Genomic DNA, 14,853 nt, shown 5'->3' with positions numbered 1-14,853 from the left:
GAAGAACAAAGTATTAGTTATACAAAGTATACTAATCCAGAAATACCCAAACGGATTACAGCTATGAGACCTGAGATTAATGCTATTTTCGTTCTAAAGCTTCGATTTTTTGTCATTTCCGAATGAAAATTTGCTCTTTGTTGTTGTCCATCGGTCCATGCTCCGATAAAAACACCTAAATAACAATACTTACTATCCCAACAATAAGAAAAACGGAAACATTAATAACTCCCCCTTGTTAGGCTCTTATGTATTTACATTACATATTATACAGTGGGATTAATTCGGTTTATCATTGAAATTTCTTGCCCCGTTAGTTGCATAAACAAAAGAAGCTGCCCGATGTCAGCCGGATCATCAATTAAGCACCCGTTAGTAAAATAAGTACCTTATGGATTGCAATGCACCTATTTGTCATATTATTTTTGTACTTGAATCACTTTATTTCTAAAAATCATTGCTAGAACGACTGCATAATTCGTGCGATTTCTTTCTCTAAAACAACAGGCTCGTTTGCGTAATTGTAAATCCCTAAAAACTTCTCTATAGCCTCTGGATGGGAACTGATTAGCTTGTTGACAGCATCCTGTTGTTCAGATATGCGTTCATTCTTCGAAATTTGGCATCCCATGTGAAACCGAACCATAAACTCATCTTCTATTGCCTTTTGATATTCTTCAGACATTTGATTTGATTGATTGGATTGTCCCTTATACTTCAATAGAATATTGGATAATAACCGTGCTCCACATATAGCATCATGGATACCCTGCGCCATGCCAGGATCTTTAAAACAAACTGCATCCCCAACCAACGCCCATCCTTTTCCCATTCCTTTATACCAGTAATTATCATATCCTAGAATGCCTTTGACCGGTTCTACTAGGTCTGCATTTTTCAAGCGCGCCCCAATTGTTGTATTCGGAAAGTTATCCGTTAAGAAATTGCGTAGACAGCTCTCCGGATTTAATTTCAACCGTTCTATCAATTCCTTATTTTCTAATGGGAAAATGCCGACAATAACATATAAATCATCATTCGTCGGAAAGAGAATGGCTGTGTTATCTTTTATCTTGTATACTTCAAATTTAGGGACATTATCGTGGCGAAATCCAGAGAAATACCCGAAATAGATGCCGACTGGTGCCGGAATACTTATTTTGAGTTCACTTTTTACCAGCTTGCGAATAATAGAGGAACGGCCGTCTGCTCCGACTACCAGGCGAGCTAAAAATTCTAGTTTCTCGTTGTTGCCGCCTAAACCTTTCACGCCTATTACTGTTTCGTCATCACGAATGACATCCGTCACACGAAATCCTTCTAAAACGGTTACATTCATTTGAGATTTGGCTTTTTCAAGTAGGATATGATCGAGATAAGTTCTTCTAATACAATAACAACTGTTCTCTCCGTAGACCTCGGGGATGAGACCTTCTATCACGGTATCCTCAAATTGAAATTTAATATCCCGTACCGGTGGTGCTTTTGTTTCCAATAACTTGTCCATGACACCTATTTCTCGAAAAAGAGCGACAGTATTATTGAAAAAGGTATGGGTTGATAATGTGTCCCTTGGAAAAGTCGATCGGTCCACTAACAACACATGGAAACCTGACTTAGCAAGATAGATTGCCAGGGTAGAGCCGGCACATCTAGCACCGGTAATGATGACATCATAAGTCTTATTCATCGTATCACTCCATTTTTAAGTACAATTATTAACTTGCTTATCCATTACCAGACTTCTAAAGTTAATGCTCCTATGAATTAAAGTAATGAGGGAAATTGATAAGAATATACTACATATATAAATTATGGAAGTTAAAACCAAATAAGTAAAGAGAATTCCAACCCAAAAAGTCGATCTCCTCTACGTTAAGGAATCGACTTTTTTTACTTCTTCTTATAGAACTCCCTCAGTTAATTAAGTATTTCTTACGATTGCTCGCTTATTCTTTTTTCTTTTTATCCCCCTCTCACTAGAGAATCAAAAGGAAAGTAGTGAAATTATAGCATGACTTATTCAATCTGCCCGTTAGTTGCATAAGAAATGAGCTGCTGATCAGCTCCTGTTAAAGAAGTAAAGCACCCGTTAGTTATATAAGCAACCTCGATAAGTAAAAAACAAACACTTTCTACCTAAGGAAAGGTTTGTTAGATAAGACTGATTATTTCAATTTAAGTATTATTTTCCCTTTTGCTCTTCCCGTCTCTGCATACTCCATTGCTTTTTGGGCATCTTCGAAAATAAAAATTTTATCAAGTGTAGGCTCAATTACTTCTGACTCTAACATTTCTGTTAAAATTTCCAACTGCTCTCCACTATGCTTCATAAAAAGAAACGTGTATTGGACATTATGCTTTTTTTCTAACTTCGTAAGCTTATAACTTGCAATGGAAAATAAGGTTTTTTTAAATGAGCTAAATCCGTTTTCTTTAGCAAAGCGACCATTCGGGATTCCAGATATAGAAACAATCTTTCCTCCTTTTTTTAATGTTACAAATGATTTCTCTAATGTCGCCCCCCCAATGGTATCAAGAACTGCGTTGTAGTCACGAATCGAATGTTCGAACTTTTCCTTCTTGTAATTAATAACTTCGTCAGCGCCAAGAGATTTCACCAAATCAGTACCATCACTAGCTGTAGTTGCGACAAAAGCACCCATATGTTTTGCAAGTTGGATAGCAAATGTTCCTACTCCCCCTGAACCTGCATGTATTAATATTTTATGTCCTTTTTCAATTCGCAGAATATCATGTAAAGCTTGGTAGGATGTCAATCCGACTAGAGGGATGGAGGCGGCTTCTTCAAAACTTAAATTTTTAGGTTTTAATGCAATATCTTCTTGGTTAACAGAGAGATATTCAGTAAAAGTTCCCATTTTATTTGCTCTAGGTCGACCATATACCTCATCACCGACTTTAAACTTCGTGACACTAGTACCTACTTCAACAATTTTTCCAGAAAAATCGTTTCCTAAAATTAAAGGCATCTTATATTTCAATAATAATTTTAATTCACCCTTACGAATTTTTGTATCAAGAGGATTTATACTTGCCGCATATATCTCAACTAAGACCTCGTCATTATTTATTTTGGGCATAGGAAAGTCTAAAAAATTTGGATTTTTACCGTAGTTTTCAATTGCTAAAGCTTTCATTATAATCCTCCACATTTTTATTTAACGTACATGTATCTTTTCATAACGAACCTAAGAAAAAAGATTATGAATATCCCTAGATGGGATATTCATATTAAATAAATTATTTTAAGAAAGGATAATCTGTATAACCTTCTTTTCCTCCTGCATAGAGCGTGTTTTTATCAGGTTCGTTTAGGCGAGCACCTGATTGAATTCGTTCTGCAAAGTCTGGATTAGCTAGTACCCAAGTGCCTACTGTGACAACATCTGCAAGATTATTATCTACATCAGACGAAAGTTGATCTAGAGGACGACCTGGACGGTTAACAAGAAGTGATTGATCCCAAAGTTGACGCACATCTTTTAGGAATTGCTCGTTTCCAAAGTGCATTAAATGCAGATATGCAAGGTTAAGCTTATTTAATTCACTTATTAAATAACGATACATCTCAAGGCTATTTTCCCCCTCATCAATGCCTTGCAGTGTTCCTTGAGGAGAAAAACGGATGCCTGTTCTTTCTGCTCCTATTTCATCAACAACTGCTTTAGCTACTTCGATAGCGAATCGAGAACGCCCCTCAATCGTACCACCGTATGCATCTTGACGATGGTTGGAGTTTTCACTAAGGAATTGTTGGATCAGATAACCATTCGCTCCGTGAATTTCAACTCCGTCCGCACCAGCTTCAATTGCTGAACGTGCTGCTATACGAAACTCATGGATAACATCTTTTATCTCAAGCTTACTCAATTCTCTTGGTGTTGGAATTTCTTTCATTCCTTCTGCCGTGAAAATTTCTACACCAGGTGCAATAGCTGACGGTGCAACTGCTTGGCGGTGGTGAGGTGTGTTATCAGGGTGTGATACACGTCCCACATGCATAAGCTGAACAAAAATATGACCGCCTTCACCATGAACTTTAGAAGTTACTTTTTTCCACCCTTTAATATGATTTTCTGTATAAATACCAGGTGTATTAGTGTAACCTTGCCCATCATCTGAAGGTTGGGTTCCTTCGCTTATAATTAAACCGACTGAAGCACGCTGACCATAGTACTCTGCTAATAAATCGCTCGGTGTACCATCTGGTAAAGCTCTACTTCTAGTCATCGGAGCCATTCCTATACGATTTTTCAAGTCAATGTTTCCGATACGAACTGTTTCAAATAATCTGCTCATATGAATACTCCTTTTTAATAAGAATTAGAATCAAGGAATGAATTTACGTGTTCTGCAAATAGTTCTGGAAATTGAAACAGGTGCCCGTGACCAGAATCAGGATATATAATCAGCTGTGCTTTCGGTAATTTCTCTGTTAAGATATAACTGTTTTTAGTCGGTACCATCACATCATTGACACCATTAGTAACAAGTACAGGGTGTTTGATGTTTTGTAACCATTCATAATCATGATTGGACTTTTGTTTAGCCCATTTTGCAATGGCTTGTAATTGTGCCTCTTTTACTTGTTCCGAACTGTTTACTTTTTTCTGATTAAAAATTCTTTGTAGTGAAGCCATTCCTGCAGATTTACTTGTTTCGGTTTGTCCGTAGAAAAAGAACATAAAATCATTTATTCCATCTTCTTCCGTTCCGCCGTGACGATTCATTCTTTCAAAAATCTCCGGATTTGGATTAATACCAGATTCAGGCGAAGTACCTGCCATAATAATTTTTCTTACTAAATCTCCCTCTTGTAAAGCTAGCTCTTGTGCAACCATGCCACCAATGGAAAAACCAAGAATGTCAACTTGTTCTAATCCAAGAGCTTTTATAAATGTTGCTGTATCTTTTGCCATATCAGCAATTGTAGTAGGCGTTAGTCCATCGGTCTCACCGACCCCTTTATTGTCAAACAAGATTACTGGGCGTGTATTTGCAATAGGTTCAAGCATGTTTGGATCCCAGTTTTCCATCGTTCCTCTATAGTGAACAAGAAATACTACTGGTATACCATCTTGTGTACCAAATTTTCTATATGCGTAACGAGTTCCATCTGCTTCAATAAATTCTGATTCTGTTGGTATTTTAAAGTTAGTCATTATTGTGTTCCTCCTTAGAAATAAAAAACGGTTTTATAAGCATGCATGATGATGGTTTGTTTCATGTTCACTTTTTAGAATGAACGTTCTAGAAAGGGTAAAAAAAGAAAGCTAGTCCAACACTGAAAGTGCTAGAGTGATGATGCCTTCTAATTCTTTTTTATTGTAATTAGTTTTTATTAGTACTCTTATACCTACCAAATTGTTGTGTAAGAAACGGGATGTGTTATCAGAATCGATTTCTTTTGATAGCTCTCCACTAGTCTGGCCCCGTTTTATAAGGTTATTAAACATATCTTCAGTACGGTTAAACATTTTTGTAACTATGCGTCCAATTTCTTTGTCCAGTAAAGATAATTCTATGGCTGCATTTACTGATAGACAACCTTTTGGGTATTGTTCAATGGAATTCAGTACGAAAATAAAAACATCACGTATCGTCTGTTTAATGGATGGAGTGCTACTAATTATCCTTTCCATCTCATTGACGATGAGCTCTTCATAGTGATTAAGGGAAGCTAAAAACAATGAACGCTTGTCACCAAATGTATCATATATACTCCTGCGGTGTATTCCCATATGATCCACCAAATCTTGCATGGATGTTTTTTCATAACCCTGTTCCCAGAAAAGCTCCATTGCTTTTCTTAATACAGCTTTTTCGTCAAACTCTTTACTTCTAGCCATTTTATTTCTCCTTTAAAAAATCCATGAACCAATACTAACAAAAACAAACGTCATAATCCATTATAGAATGAACGTTCTAAAATAAACACATGAATTTCAAACCATGATTAAACAATACCCTTTTTAGAACGATTAGTAAAGAATTATAAATACCCAATAATCCCCAACACATTTGCTACATACCACAATGTTATCCTTTAACTTTCACCTAGGGGTACCGCCAAGCATTTCTTTATTCGTTTAGTTTCTTCAGGATTGTTTTCTTCCACTGTACAATTAATGGATCAAAATCTTTTACAGATGCACTCATACCAAATAAACAAGAAACAGCAATTAGAAAAAAACATCTGAGCCCTTACTCAACCAAACTGCCCTGTTAGTTACCAAAAGAATAAGCTGCCTTAAAGACAGCCCCGATCTTCAGCTAACGCGCTAGTTAGTTAAAGTGAGGGACATCACAAACAGAATATTAATTCATCTTATCAATATTTTATTTTATTAGGCTATGTTAAAAACTTTGGTTGAATAAAAAAATGCAAAAGATTTGGTTAATTTTAAATTTAAATGGTGGTAGTAAATATTCCATTAGCTATTTTTTAATTTGAAAACGAATACGGTATTCGTTTCTGTGATAAAAAGTGTAACAACTTGTTTATATTTCAAGTTATCAAATCATACTAAATTAATCCTTTTTTGAACTTAATCTTTCTAACTTTTCTTTATTAATGATATAATATCCTCTTCCTTTTTTTTCTAATAATCCTTCTTCTTGGAATTGGTTAAGTGTGTATAATAAATGTCGATAGCTTCCCCCCACGTATTCTGCTGTTTCGGTATGCTTCTCTTGAAAGCATCCATCGTTTTCTATTTGAAGAATATATTTGGCCAATCGATTTTTGAACTCATAATCCTGCATATCTGTGTAATGATCCGTTCTTTTAAGTAATTTATCACCTAAATATTTTGATAAATTATGGAGGAAACGATTGTCATTTAACAGATGCTTTTTCGATGAAGCCAGTGGAACCGCTAAGCAAGTGCAGTTATTTATAGCCACAACATCTTTTAAATTCTTTTCCACCTCAATCAAGGATAATTCACCAATAAAATCATCTTTCTTTAGAAACTGAATCAGCGCACGTTTTCCATTTTCGTGTACTATATATATTTTTGCCCGCCCATCCAATAATAAAAATAAGTACTGAATATCTTCATCAAAGCGCACTATATATTCATTAGAAGAAAACTTACAAATAAAAGCCTGATGTAAAACTGCTTTCGGAAAAGTTTCTTGAATATCATTATATATATCCACAAAATTTTCAGCGTAATCCTTCAAATTGATTTTTTCCATTTTACCACCTCAATATGAGATATCTCCTATTATTATATTGTTCCTTTCGATATATTACTACCAAGAGGTGGATTGGGATGAACAAATACAAACATATTATTTTTGACTTAGATGATACGATACTTGATTTTCAAGATTCAGAAGAAAAGGCTTTAAAACAAATTATTACGCTGTACGAGTTGCCCTATAACAAACAAACAATTGCATGTTATAAGCGCATTAATGATGGATTATGGCATCAATTAGAGGAAGGCTTGATTTCTCGTGAAGAAGTGCTGACAACGCGTTTTTCACTTTTTTTGAAGGAATTTCAAATAGATGAAAACGGAGCAAAAGTTGAAGCTATGTACCGTGAGCATTTAAACCAAGGACATAAGGCCATCACCCATGCACATGAATTATTAAATGCTTTAAGTAAGCAAGATTATAAATTATATATTGGAACAAACGGTGTAGGAAAGACTCAAAGAAAAAGATTATTAGGTGCCAAGCTACAAGGATATTTTGAACAACTTTTTATCTCCGAAGAAATTGGTTATGAAAAACCGAATCCCCATTTCTTTTACTATATTTTTGATGCCCTGCATACAAGCAGTAAAGAAGAATTTTTAATGATAGGTGATCGTTTAACATCGGATATTCAAGGAGCTATCAATGTCGGAATTGATTGTGTATGGTTTAACCCTAAGAGAAGCATGCCTAAATCATGTTCACCTAAGAGCACATATACGATACCAAATTTAATGCAAATAATGGACTTATTAGAGGAATAATCATGAAAAAAGTAATTCAATCGATTCTACTCTATATAGTAAGTGCTATTGGCATCAGTCTTACATTAAAAGCTGATGTTGGTGTCAGCAGTTTTAATGCGATGAATTTATCAATATCTGAATGGACTTCCATCAAAGTTGGCACAATTACATTCATTGCAAATCTCATTTTTCTATTCGGTTATATCTGCCTATGCGAAAAAAAGGATTTTAGAAAATTCACTTTGATGTTCATTTCCAGCTTGTTCTTTGGAATGGTTATTAATTTTTTCCTCTATACTATTTTCGGTACGATTTACGTAGAGAATTATTTAGTAAGAATCGGACTATTTATTTTCGGTGCGATACTAGCCGGTGGAACAACAGGCATTATTTTATCATTAGATATTATTCCTTTTCCTATTGAAAGTTTATGTTTACGAATAGCTGAATTAACAAAACGCCCTTTCTCTCAATACAGATATTGTGTCGATTTATTCTCCATAATTCTATCAATAACAATATCACTACTATACAATTTACCAATCAATATTCGTGAAGGAACGATTATCAGCTTCTTCTTATTGTCCGGCATTATTTCATATACACGATTGAAATTTAAAAACTATCAACAGAAACCACAAACCAAAAATAGCATAACTAAAAAATAACCTCTTACGGTGGAGAATTCAAAGAGGTTATTTTTATCAAACTTTAATAAAAATTTTCGAACTTGATTCTAAATGATAATCTTTTTTGTAACACTACATTACACTAACCTGCCCCTTTAGTTGCCAAAAGAAAATGCCTAAAAGACAGCTCTGATCTTCAGCCAACGCACCAGTTGTTTATCTGTTTAAATTTGAAAGGATTGAACCAAACATTCTTCATTATCGACAATTTGCTTTTTTTCTTCAAAATCTATACTTAGCTCACTGAAAATCTTTATCCAAAATATAACAGCAGGGATATTATTGGCTAATTGAACAACAAAGTAACTACCTTTTTTTTGTTTAAACAATTCCTTTAATAATGATATTGCAGTACCTTTTCTTCTATATTTTTTCAAAATGAAAATATCATTAACGCTGTAATCATAGTCCTTATTTAAAAATGGCCTTTCTAACAGTAATAAAAACCCTGCAATTTTCATATCTTTTTTCAAAAAGTATGGGGTTAATCCTTCCTCCTTCCAAATTAATTCAAATGAATCAAATTCAAATAAGCCATCTGTTGATATGTCTAAACCCTCGGTAAACTCCGAAAGGTCATGTAAATAAAGGGAATATAAATTCTGAAGAATATGCTTTTCATCTTTGGAAACGGGGTTGAATGAAACAGTCATCGTTATCCCTCTTTTACGATTTATTAAGCTCTTACTTCATTAATTTCGATATAAACTTCCATTTGTCCTTCATGAACTCCCCTGCCCCGTTAGTTGCATAAAGAAAAAGCTGCCTTTAAAGACAGCTCCGAGGAATAAGGGTTAATGATTTTTATTTGCATACATTCTTGCCATTGTCGAAGGTGAAAATTTAATTCTATATTTCCCTTCAAGTTCTTTCTTAATTTTATCCGTTAAAGTTAAGCCTTGTTTATTGTGTTCTTCTTCAAGTTCAATCCCATTAGGAAGCAATTTATCTTCATCCCATTCAATCAATTCATTTGTTAACGTATTTGAAATTAGACCTATATCCAAGTTACAACCACATTTATTGCACCATATAGGATCCGCCCCAATATCCCCTTCAACTTTCAACTCATATGTTTCTTTTTGTTCACAAAAACATTCCATATTATTTTCTGACTCCTCTACTACACGCTTTTTTATTATATTTTACATGACTTTTGTTAAAGTAACCTATCCTATTAGTCCAATAAGAAAAGCGATTCTTATTAAAGAATCGCTGAGTTTGTAGATAACTATCATCCGAAAAATTGAGGGAACCTCAGGCCTTATCCCTTATCCCTTATCCCTTATCCCTTATCCCTTTTCGATCATGTAAAATTTCTTGAATGATTTCAATATGAACAAAAGACCATGATCTTTCATGAAAGTGAAGAAACACACTAATCGAAAGAATGGAAATATATATTATACTAAAGACTACCCAAAGCAAACTCCCATCTTTAAAAAGGAAATCTTGCAATTGATTTGAAAACAGAAGAAAAAGCCAAGGCCCAGAGGATATTATAATAGGAATGATCCCCGATCCGTTTTTCTCTTTTATCATACAATAATAAACTTTTTTTAACGTATCGCTATCAATCGAACTATAAAAATTTTGAATTTCTTCCACTTCAATCAGTTTCTTCATCCCTTTGAAAGATCGGTCTTTGTATGAAGCTTTTTTTAATTGAAGATAAATTTTATGAGCATCTCCCCGTAATGAAAACATATATCTGATCTTTCCCCCCCTTCCAAAAAACTCCTTACTGAAAGGTTTTGTAATACTCCGCATTTTTATGTAGTCTTTGTCTTTTACAGTATCTACTTAAGGGGATGACACCCCATAAAAAAGCCAGCTCGTATATAACCAAAAAGACCATAATCATCGATGATTATGGCCTTTAAGTAACGAAAAGAGAACCGTTTTACTTAGTTTCAGATTCATTTTTGCCCGTATCTTCAGCTAATTGTTCAAATGAAGGGACCTTACCATGTGGATTCTGAGATTGTTTACGATCCTTCCATTGGCGTTCTTGTTGTCGCTTAGATTGAGTCATCTAAATAAGCTCCTTTACATAAAGTTAAGTAAAAAGTTTGAAGCACGATAAGCGTACTCGAGCAGGCATCAATGCATGCCTTTCCACTCACCTTGATTTTTAGATGCTTTTTCTTTTTTTGCTTTATTTTTATGTGCTTGATTGGCATTTGCACTGCCGAATTCTTTAGAGAATTCAGAATCGGTTTTGCTTGAATCAAACCCTTGTTTGTTTTTTTGATCTGCATCATTTTTCTTTGTTCGTTTTGCCATGTATACCCCTCCTTCTTATCTTTAGTATGAGATCTGAAAGAAGAAATATACTCCGAATAAAACCGGCAGTAGCATGTATCCGTCATGTAATTCGGGTAAATAATAAAGTGAATAATGCGTTCGAATTCGTATTTAACCGCTCGTGCAGTACCATCCAAAAATTATTGAATTTGAGGGTTAAATAATTTTGGGCTTATAGGTGGTTTTTTACTCTCTTTTCCATCATCAGCTCTGCCATTTGTTTCGAATTTGGATTTCCTTCATTTTGTATTTATGAATGATGTACCTTTCAAGATAAGTTATATGATTGTTTTGGTCATTATAAAGTCCGTTTGTTCTTCATCACCCATATAAAAAGAATGGGCTCCAGTTTGAACAAACCCAATTTTCTTATAAAAACCAATGGCGTTTTCATTTTTTTCCCATACGCCCAGCCAGATTTTCTTTTTATTACGTTCCATCGCCATGTCCATTGCTTTATTTAGCAGATATTTACCAAGCCCATGTTTTTGGTATTTGTTCTTTATATAAATCCGCTCGACTTCAAGTGAATCATCACCCATTTCTTCAGTCTGAGCATCATTGGTATTGACCTTTAAATATCCTGCGACTTCATTATTAAAATAAACAAAAAAGAATTGCGAAGAAATATTGGCTAATTCTTTTTCTAATTGGTTTAAGTTAAATGCCCTTTCCAAATAGGCATTCATATTTTCGGGTGAATTCTGATGCTTAAATGTCTCATTAAATGTTTCATAACTAATTTCTTGAAGAATGCGCGAATCGTCTAGGGTACACTTTTTAATATTTGTAGTCATTTAAATATGCCGCTCCTTTATAATAATCAATAATTTCTCTTGTTTCCCTTTTTTACAAATTCCCAGTCTTTCTCTACATTTTTTCTTACTCTTTGAAGAAGATCGGAAATGATTTCTACTTCTCTTTCCGAAAGTCCCTCTAATGCAACGGTATTGGAATAATCATTTTCTCTTTTTATAAAAGGATAAATACTTTTTCCTTTCTCCGTTGGAAAGAGCTTTTTAATTTTTTTGTTGTGTTTATCTTCTTTCTTTTCAATAAAGCCATTGATTTCAAGTTTTTTTATAGCACGAGCTGCTGTTGTTCGATCTACTTTTATCATCTCAGCTAACTTTTCCTGAATCATTCCTGGATTTTCACATATTCGCACAAGGTACAAATACTGCCCTTTTGTAAGGTTATGTTCTTTAAATTCGATATTGCTTATGGAATCTAATGCCCTTGCTATCATTCCAATTTCACGAAGAATTTCCTTCATAATGAACTCCTTAACACATATTTTTGTTGCAAATGCAATAAAAATAACCTATATTAAATTTAACGTAATTTTGTTGCGTTTGCAACAAAAAAAGGGGGGCGGTATAGTGAAATATGTTTTTTATGTATTAGGAATTTTAATATTAACCCTTGGTATTTCTTTCACTATACAATCAGATCTTGGGACTTCACCTTTTGATGCACTTTTGGTGGGACTATCCATAAATGCGGGGCTTACTGTGGGAAGTTGGGAAATCATAATAGCTTTGATCTTGATATGTTTTAATTCATTTTTAAAAAGGCAAAGACCAGAAGTTTTGGGGTTATTAACAGCATTTATAACGGGTATCGGGATTGATATGTGGCTTTTTTTATTGCACAATTTGATAACACCTGAACTATGGTACAGCAAAGTTATTTGTTTTGGAATCGGCTTGGTCGTTATAGGATTAGGAACGGCAACATATTTACACACAAATTTTGCACCGATTCCAGTTGACCGATTAACATTAATCATACAAGAATTAACGAAAACAAATATATTTTTTTCGAGAACAGCCATTTACCTCGCATTCTTGATAATGGCAATGATATCAAATGGACCAATTGGCGTTGGAACTTTATTAACCGTTTGTTTAGGTGGGCTAATACTCAATTACTTTATGCCATTTACTGAAAAAATATTAGACCGCATATTAACACACCCTAGTACATCACCGAATAATGATAAAGATAAAAAACATTCAATATAGAATGATTTTTATCTTTATTGCTCAATTAACCTGCCCCTATAAAGACTGCCAGCGATGGCAGCCAGATTTTAAAAGTAACGCACCCGTTAGGTAAAGAACAAGTACTATAAAACTCTTTTATAAAGCAAGATTACGGATCAAAAAATCCAGGTGAACAGAGCGTAAACTCCGATTAATGCAAAGAGAATTGTTAATATGATTATTGAGAAGCAACCCAAACTAACCAAATTATCTTTCAATACATCGTCAGGTTGTTCCAGCAGACTCTCTTTCACTTTATTTTGTATAGGTGAAATTACCTGATCCAATTCCAGTTCTATTAAAATTTCACTATCACCTTTAAATTTCAGAGCTCGTGCTATTCTGAAAGGATCGTTTCCCATAGATTTTTCGAACAAAATACACGCTTTTACCATCTCTGATGTCTTATTCTTCTCTAAATACCAGTAACGACCTGCCATTGAAGGGTATTTCAATGCAAAATAGATGTCCCCCAGCTTTCTGCGCAGTTCTAACTCATTAGGATAGGTCGAAATTAACCCGTGTAGCCTATCCCTTGCTTTCCCTAAATCATTTTTTTCAATGTCCTCTTCTATCTTCTTAATCGTGTTAACAGGTATCTTTTCTATATAAACACCCCATTATCTTTTCTTTATATTCTTTATTTCTAGATCGTTCAAAATAGTTCCTTCTCCAACATCCTGCCCCTTTCTGCCATAAGAAAAAGCTGCCTTAAAGACAGCTACGATCTTCAGCTAACGCACTGATATTTCACCAAAGACATCCATTATTTGAATATCTCTTCTATTTCATTTCTGTCGTAATCCAATATCCAATCGTTGTATTTGTCATAAACATCCCTTATTGTTTCGGGTGTGGTCGCCAATAAATCACAACCCCTGTCATCATAAACGTGAAATATAGTTTTCCTGTTGATGTTGATAAAATAGACTCTATTAAAAATACTTGGTTTTATACCCATATCATTATTGCAGATTGCTTTTAACATAGGAATGTATTTGAAGTCAGATGTTTTACATTTTAAAGTAAATCTATGTGTTTTATATGTTCCTTCATCATCGTCAGGAAAAATATAAGGAATTGTTTTTTGGTTTAACCCATATAAGACCGATTTCTCTTTAATATAACGAGGAAAAGTTTTTGATTTATGTTTATAACCATCTGCATGATCGTTTACGTCAATTACTATATACATATCATCGTTAAGAGAATGCAAGGACTTAAATAAAGTGATAGCCCTTTTATATACTCCTTGTATATATGGGCTATTTTCATAATCATTATCTCTATCATAGTCCACACCTAATTCAAATCGGATACCAATTTCCCAACTATAAAACAAGGCTGGCCTAAGTTCTAAGTTCGGGAAATTATCATTCATAAAGTCGTTTAAAAGCATTTTGCACCTCGTTATTTTCCTTCATTGTACCATTCCTTAAGGAACCAACCTGCCCCGATAGTTCAGTAAGAAACCCTGTATGGAAACAAAGAAAATAAATAAAGAGATAACAATGTTCATATATCCCCAAAAGCCTTTTCTGTCTTTTTGAAGTTCGGATAATCCTGTCACCAATATAAGTGCCCCTAGGAAAAACATATAATACGGCATTAACTCGGTTTCAGTTATTCGATTATATCCTGTTAGAACAATAACAACCATTGCTAATATAACTCAAACCATTTTCAAGAAAATATTTCCCCCTATTAAGTTCTGTACAATTTTATTGGCATACTAATTCTACTATCCTACCCCTCCATAAGAAAAAGCTACCTATTACCAGTTAATTTCATTCAATAAAAAGAAATAACATTCTGTTGACGAAATTG

20 protein-coding genes are annotated in these 14,853 nt (G+C 34.1%); 3 read left to right on the top strand and 17 right to left on the bottom strand.

Going from position 1 to position 14,853, the window contains the following annotated elements; translation table 11 throughout:
• Positions 1-17: 17 nt before the first annotated feature.
• The 7 genes from A6755_RS28200 to yeiL all read right to left on the bottom strand — a co-directional run bounded on the left by A6755_RS28200 (position 18) and on the right by yeiL (position 7,227).
• Entirely contained in the window at positions 18-167 is a 150-nt protein-coding gene (locus A6755_RS28200; RefSeq protein ID WP_377307429.1) for a hypothetical protein, read from the bottom strand.
• Positions 168-460: 293 nt separating this feature from the next.
• Entirely contained in the window at positions 461-1,690 is a 1,230-nt protein-coding gene (locus A6755_RS05225) for an NAD(P)/FAD-dependent oxidoreductase (RefSeq protein WP_063589968.1), read from the bottom strand.
• Between the two features lie 478 nt (positions 1,691-2,168).
• The gene (locus A6755_RS05220) at positions 2,169-3,161 is read right to left on the bottom strand and encodes an NADP-dependent oxidoreductase (protein ID WP_063589967.1); all 993 of its coding nucleotides are present in this window, start codon (positions 3,159-3,161) and stop codon (positions 2,169-2,171) included.
• A gap of 103 nt (positions 3,162-3,264) precedes the next feature.
• Positions 3,265-4,323: an alkene reductase gene (locus A6755_RS05215; protein WP_063589966.1), complete on the bottom strand. Its 1,059-nt coding sequence runs from the start codon at positions 4,321-4,323 to the stop codon at positions 3,265-3,267.
• A gap of 14 nt (positions 4,324-4,337) precedes the next feature.
• Positions 4,338-5,186, bottom strand: a complete 849-nt coding sequence (locus A6755_RS05210; protein ID WP_063589965.1) for an alpha/beta fold hydrolase — start codon at positions 5,184-5,186, stop codon at positions 4,338-4,340.
• Positions 5,187-5,297: 111 nt separating this feature from the next.
• Positions 5,298-5,873 carry a TetR/AcrR family transcriptional regulator gene (locus A6755_RS05205; RefSeq protein WP_034310982.1) on the bottom strand — a complete coding sequence of 192 codons (576 nt, stop codon included), beginning with the start codon at positions 5,871-5,873 and terminating at the stop codon, positions 5,298-5,300.
• A gap of 682 nt (positions 5,874-6,555) precedes the next feature.
• The gene (gene yeiL / locus A6755_RS05200) at positions 6,556-7,227 is read right to left on the bottom strand and encodes a transcriptional regulator YeiL (RefSeq protein ID WP_084737441.1); all 672 of its coding nucleotides are present in this window, start codon (positions 7,225-7,227) and stop codon (positions 6,556-6,558) included.
• Positions 7,228-7,304: 77 nt separating this feature from the next.
• On the opposite strand from yeiL, the gene A6755_RS05195 reads away from it, so the two are divergent.
• On the top strand, positions 7,305-8,000 hold the full coding sequence (locus tag A6755_RS05195; protein WP_063589964.1) for a YjjG family noncanonical pyrimidine nucleotidase: 696 nt from the start codon (positions 7,305-7,307) through the stop codon (positions 7,998-8,000).
• A 2-nt stretch (positions 8,001-8,002) separates the two neighbouring features.
• A complete protein-coding gene (locus A6755_RS05190; RefSeq protein ID WP_084737433.1) occupies positions 8,003-8,650 on the top strand; it encodes a YczE/YyaS/YitT family protein in 648 nt (215 codons plus the stop codon).
• A 185-nt stretch (positions 8,651-8,835) separates the two neighbouring features.
• Here the strand turns inward: A6755_RS05190 and A6755_RS05185 are convergent, their stop codons facing one another.
• The 7 genes from A6755_RS05185 to A6755_RS05160 form a co-directional block, all read right to left on the bottom strand.
• Positions 8,836-9,324, bottom strand: coding sequence for a GNAT family N-acetyltransferase (locus A6755_RS05185; protein ID WP_063589962.1), 489 nt, complete (start codon positions 9,322-9,324; stop codon positions 8,836-8,838).
• A 141-nt stretch (positions 9,325-9,465) separates the two neighbouring features.
• Positions 9,466-9,774, bottom strand: a complete 309-nt coding sequence (locus A6755_RS05180) for a hypothetical protein (protein WP_063589961.1) — start codon at positions 9,772-9,774, stop codon at positions 9,466-9,468.
• A 175-nt stretch (positions 9,775-9,949) separates the two neighbouring features.
• On the bottom strand, positions 9,950-10,378 hold the full coding sequence (locus A6755_RS05175; protein WP_063589960.1) for a hypothetical protein: 429 nt from the start codon (positions 10,376-10,378) through the stop codon (positions 9,950-9,952).
• 196 nt (positions 10,379-10,574) lie between these two features.
• Positions 10,575-10,706 carry a DUF6254 family protein gene (locus A6755_RS27510; protein ID WP_221408526.1) on the bottom strand — a complete coding sequence of 44 codons (132 nt, stop codon included), beginning with the start codon at positions 10,704-10,706 and terminating at the stop codon, positions 10,575-10,577.
• Between the two features lie 68 nt (positions 10,707-10,774).
• Positions 10,775-10,957: a hypothetical protein gene (locus A6755_RS05170; RefSeq protein ID WP_034310968.1), complete on the bottom strand. Its 183-nt coding sequence runs from the start codon at positions 10,955-10,957 to the stop codon at positions 10,775-10,777.
• A 299-nt stretch (positions 10,958-11,256) separates the two neighbouring features.
• Positions 11,257-11,775 carry a spermidine/spermine N(1)-acetyltransferase gene (paiA, locus tag A6755_RS05165; RefSeq protein WP_034310964.1) on the bottom strand — a complete coding sequence of 173 codons (519 nt, stop codon included), beginning with the start codon at positions 11,773-11,775 and terminating at the stop codon, positions 11,257-11,259.
• Positions 11,776-11,801: 26 nt separating this feature from the next.
• The gene (locus A6755_RS05160; RefSeq protein WP_063589959.1) at positions 11,802-12,254 is read right to left on the bottom strand and encodes a MarR family winged helix-turn-helix transcriptional regulator; all 453 of its coding nucleotides are present in this window, start codon (positions 12,252-12,254) and stop codon (positions 11,802-11,804) included.
• Positions 12,255-12,360: 106 nt separating this feature from the next.
• On the opposite strand from A6755_RS05160, the gene A6755_RS05155 reads away from it, so the two are divergent.
• Positions 12,361-13,005, top strand: coding sequence for a YczE/YyaS/YitT family protein (locus tag A6755_RS05155; RefSeq protein ID WP_063589958.1), 645 nt, complete (start codon positions 12,361-12,363; stop codon positions 13,003-13,005).
• 137 nt (positions 13,006-13,142) lie between these two features.
• Here A6755_RS05155 and A6755_RS05150 read toward each other — a convergent pair whose 3' ends face one another.
• The 3 genes from A6755_RS05150 to A6755_RS05140 all read right to left on the bottom strand — a co-directional run bounded on the left by A6755_RS05150 (position 13,143) and on the right by A6755_RS05140 (position 14,623).
• Positions 13,143-13,634, bottom strand: a complete 492-nt coding sequence (locus A6755_RS05150) for a DUF6584 family protein (RefSeq protein ID WP_063589957.1) — start codon at positions 13,632-13,634, stop codon at positions 13,143-13,145.
• 158 nt (positions 13,635-13,792) lie between these two features.
• The gene (locus A6755_RS05145; protein WP_063589956.1) at positions 13,793-14,425 is read right to left on the bottom strand and encodes a DUF3885 domain-containing protein; all 633 of its coding nucleotides are present in this window, start codon (positions 14,423-14,425) and stop codon (positions 13,793-13,795) included.
• A gap of 36 nt (positions 14,426-14,461) precedes the next feature.
• Positions 14,462-14,623 carry a DUF3953 domain-containing protein gene (locus A6755_RS05140; RefSeq protein ID WP_244889726.1) on the bottom strand — a complete coding sequence of 54 codons (162 nt, stop codon included), beginning with the start codon at positions 14,621-14,623 and terminating at the stop codon, positions 14,462-14,464.
• Positions 14,624-14,853 lie beyond the last annotated feature (230 nt).

Source organism: Peribacillus frigoritolerans (genome assembly GCF_001636405.1).
Lineage (GTDB): Bacteria > Bacillota > Bacilli > Bacillales > DSM-1321 > Peribacillus > Peribacillus frigoritolerans.
Note: the sequence above shows the minus strand (reverse complement) of the source record. Positions and strands in the feature narration are given on the sequence as shown.

What these genes read in the sequence shown, in the direction of transcription:
- A6755_RS05225 (WP_063589968.1), bottom strand. Translation starts at nt 1,690, where the DNA reads ATGAATAAGACTTATGATGTCATCATTACCGGTGCTAGATGTGCCGGC.
- A6755_RS05220 (WP_063589967.1), bottom strand. Translation starts at nt 3,161, where the DNA reads ATGAAAGCTTTAGCAATTGAAAACTACGGTAAAAATCCAAATTTTTTA.
- A6755_RS05215 (WP_063589966.1), bottom strand. Translation starts at nt 4,323, where the DNA reads ATGAGCAGATTATTTGAAACAGTTCGTATCGGAAACATTGACTTGAAA.
- A6755_RS05210 (WP_063589965.1), bottom strand. Translation starts at nt 5,186, where the DNA reads ATGACTAACTTTAAAATACCAACAGAATCAGAATTTATTGAAGCAGAT.
- A6755_RS05205 (WP_034310982.1), bottom strand. Translation starts at nt 5,873, where the DNA reads ATGGCTAGAAGTAAAGAGTTTGACGAAAAAGCTGTATTAAGAAAAGCA.
- yeiL (WP_084737441.1), bottom strand. Translation starts at nt 7,227, where the DNA reads ATGGAAAAAATCAATTTGAAGGATTACGCTGAAAATTTTGTGGATATA.
- A6755_RS05195 (WP_063589964.1), top strand. Translation starts at nt 7,305, where the DNA reads ATGAACAAATACAAACATATTATTTTTGACTTAGATGATACGATACTT.
- A6755_RS05190 (WP_084737433.1), top strand. Translation starts at nt 8,003, where the DNA reads ATGAAAAAAGTAATTCAATCGATTCTACTCTATATAGTAAGTGCTATT.
- A6755_RS05185 (WP_063589962.1), bottom strand. Translation starts at nt 9,324, where the DNA reads ATGACTGTTTCATTCAACCCCGTTTCCAAAGATGAAAAGCATATTCTT.
- A6755_RS05180 (WP_063589961.1), bottom strand. Translation starts at nt 9,774, where the DNA reads ATGGAATGTTTTTGTGAACAAAAAGAAACATATGAGTTGAAAGTTGAA.
- A6755_RS05175 (WP_063589960.1), bottom strand. Translation starts at nt 10,378, where the DNA reads ATGTTTTCATTACGGGGAGATGCTCATAAAATTTATCTTCAATTAAAA.
- A6755_RS27510 (WP_221408526.1), bottom strand. Translation starts at nt 10,706, where the DNA reads ATGACTCAATCTAAGCGACAACAAGAACGCCAATGGAAGGATCGTAAA.
- A6755_RS05170 (WP_034310968.1), bottom strand. Translation starts at nt 10,957, where the DNA reads ATGGCAAAACGAACAAAGAAAAATGATGCAGATCAAAAAAACAAACAA.
- paiA (WP_034310964.1), bottom strand. Translation starts at nt 11,775, where the DNA reads ATGACTACAAATATTAAAAAGTGTACCCTAGACGATTCGCGCATTCTT.
- A6755_RS05160 (WP_063589959.1), bottom strand. Translation starts at nt 12,254, where the DNA reads ATGAAGGAAATTCTTCGTGAAATTGGAATGATAGCAAGGGCATTAGAT.
- A6755_RS05145 (WP_063589956.1), bottom strand. Translation starts at nt 14,425, where the DNA reads ATGCTTTTAAACGACTTTATGAATGATAATTTCCCGAACTTAGAACTT.
- A6755_RS05140 (WP_244889726.1), bottom strand. Translation starts at nt 14,623, where the DNA reads ATGTTTTTCCTAGGGGCACTTATATTGGTGACAGGATTATCCGAACTT.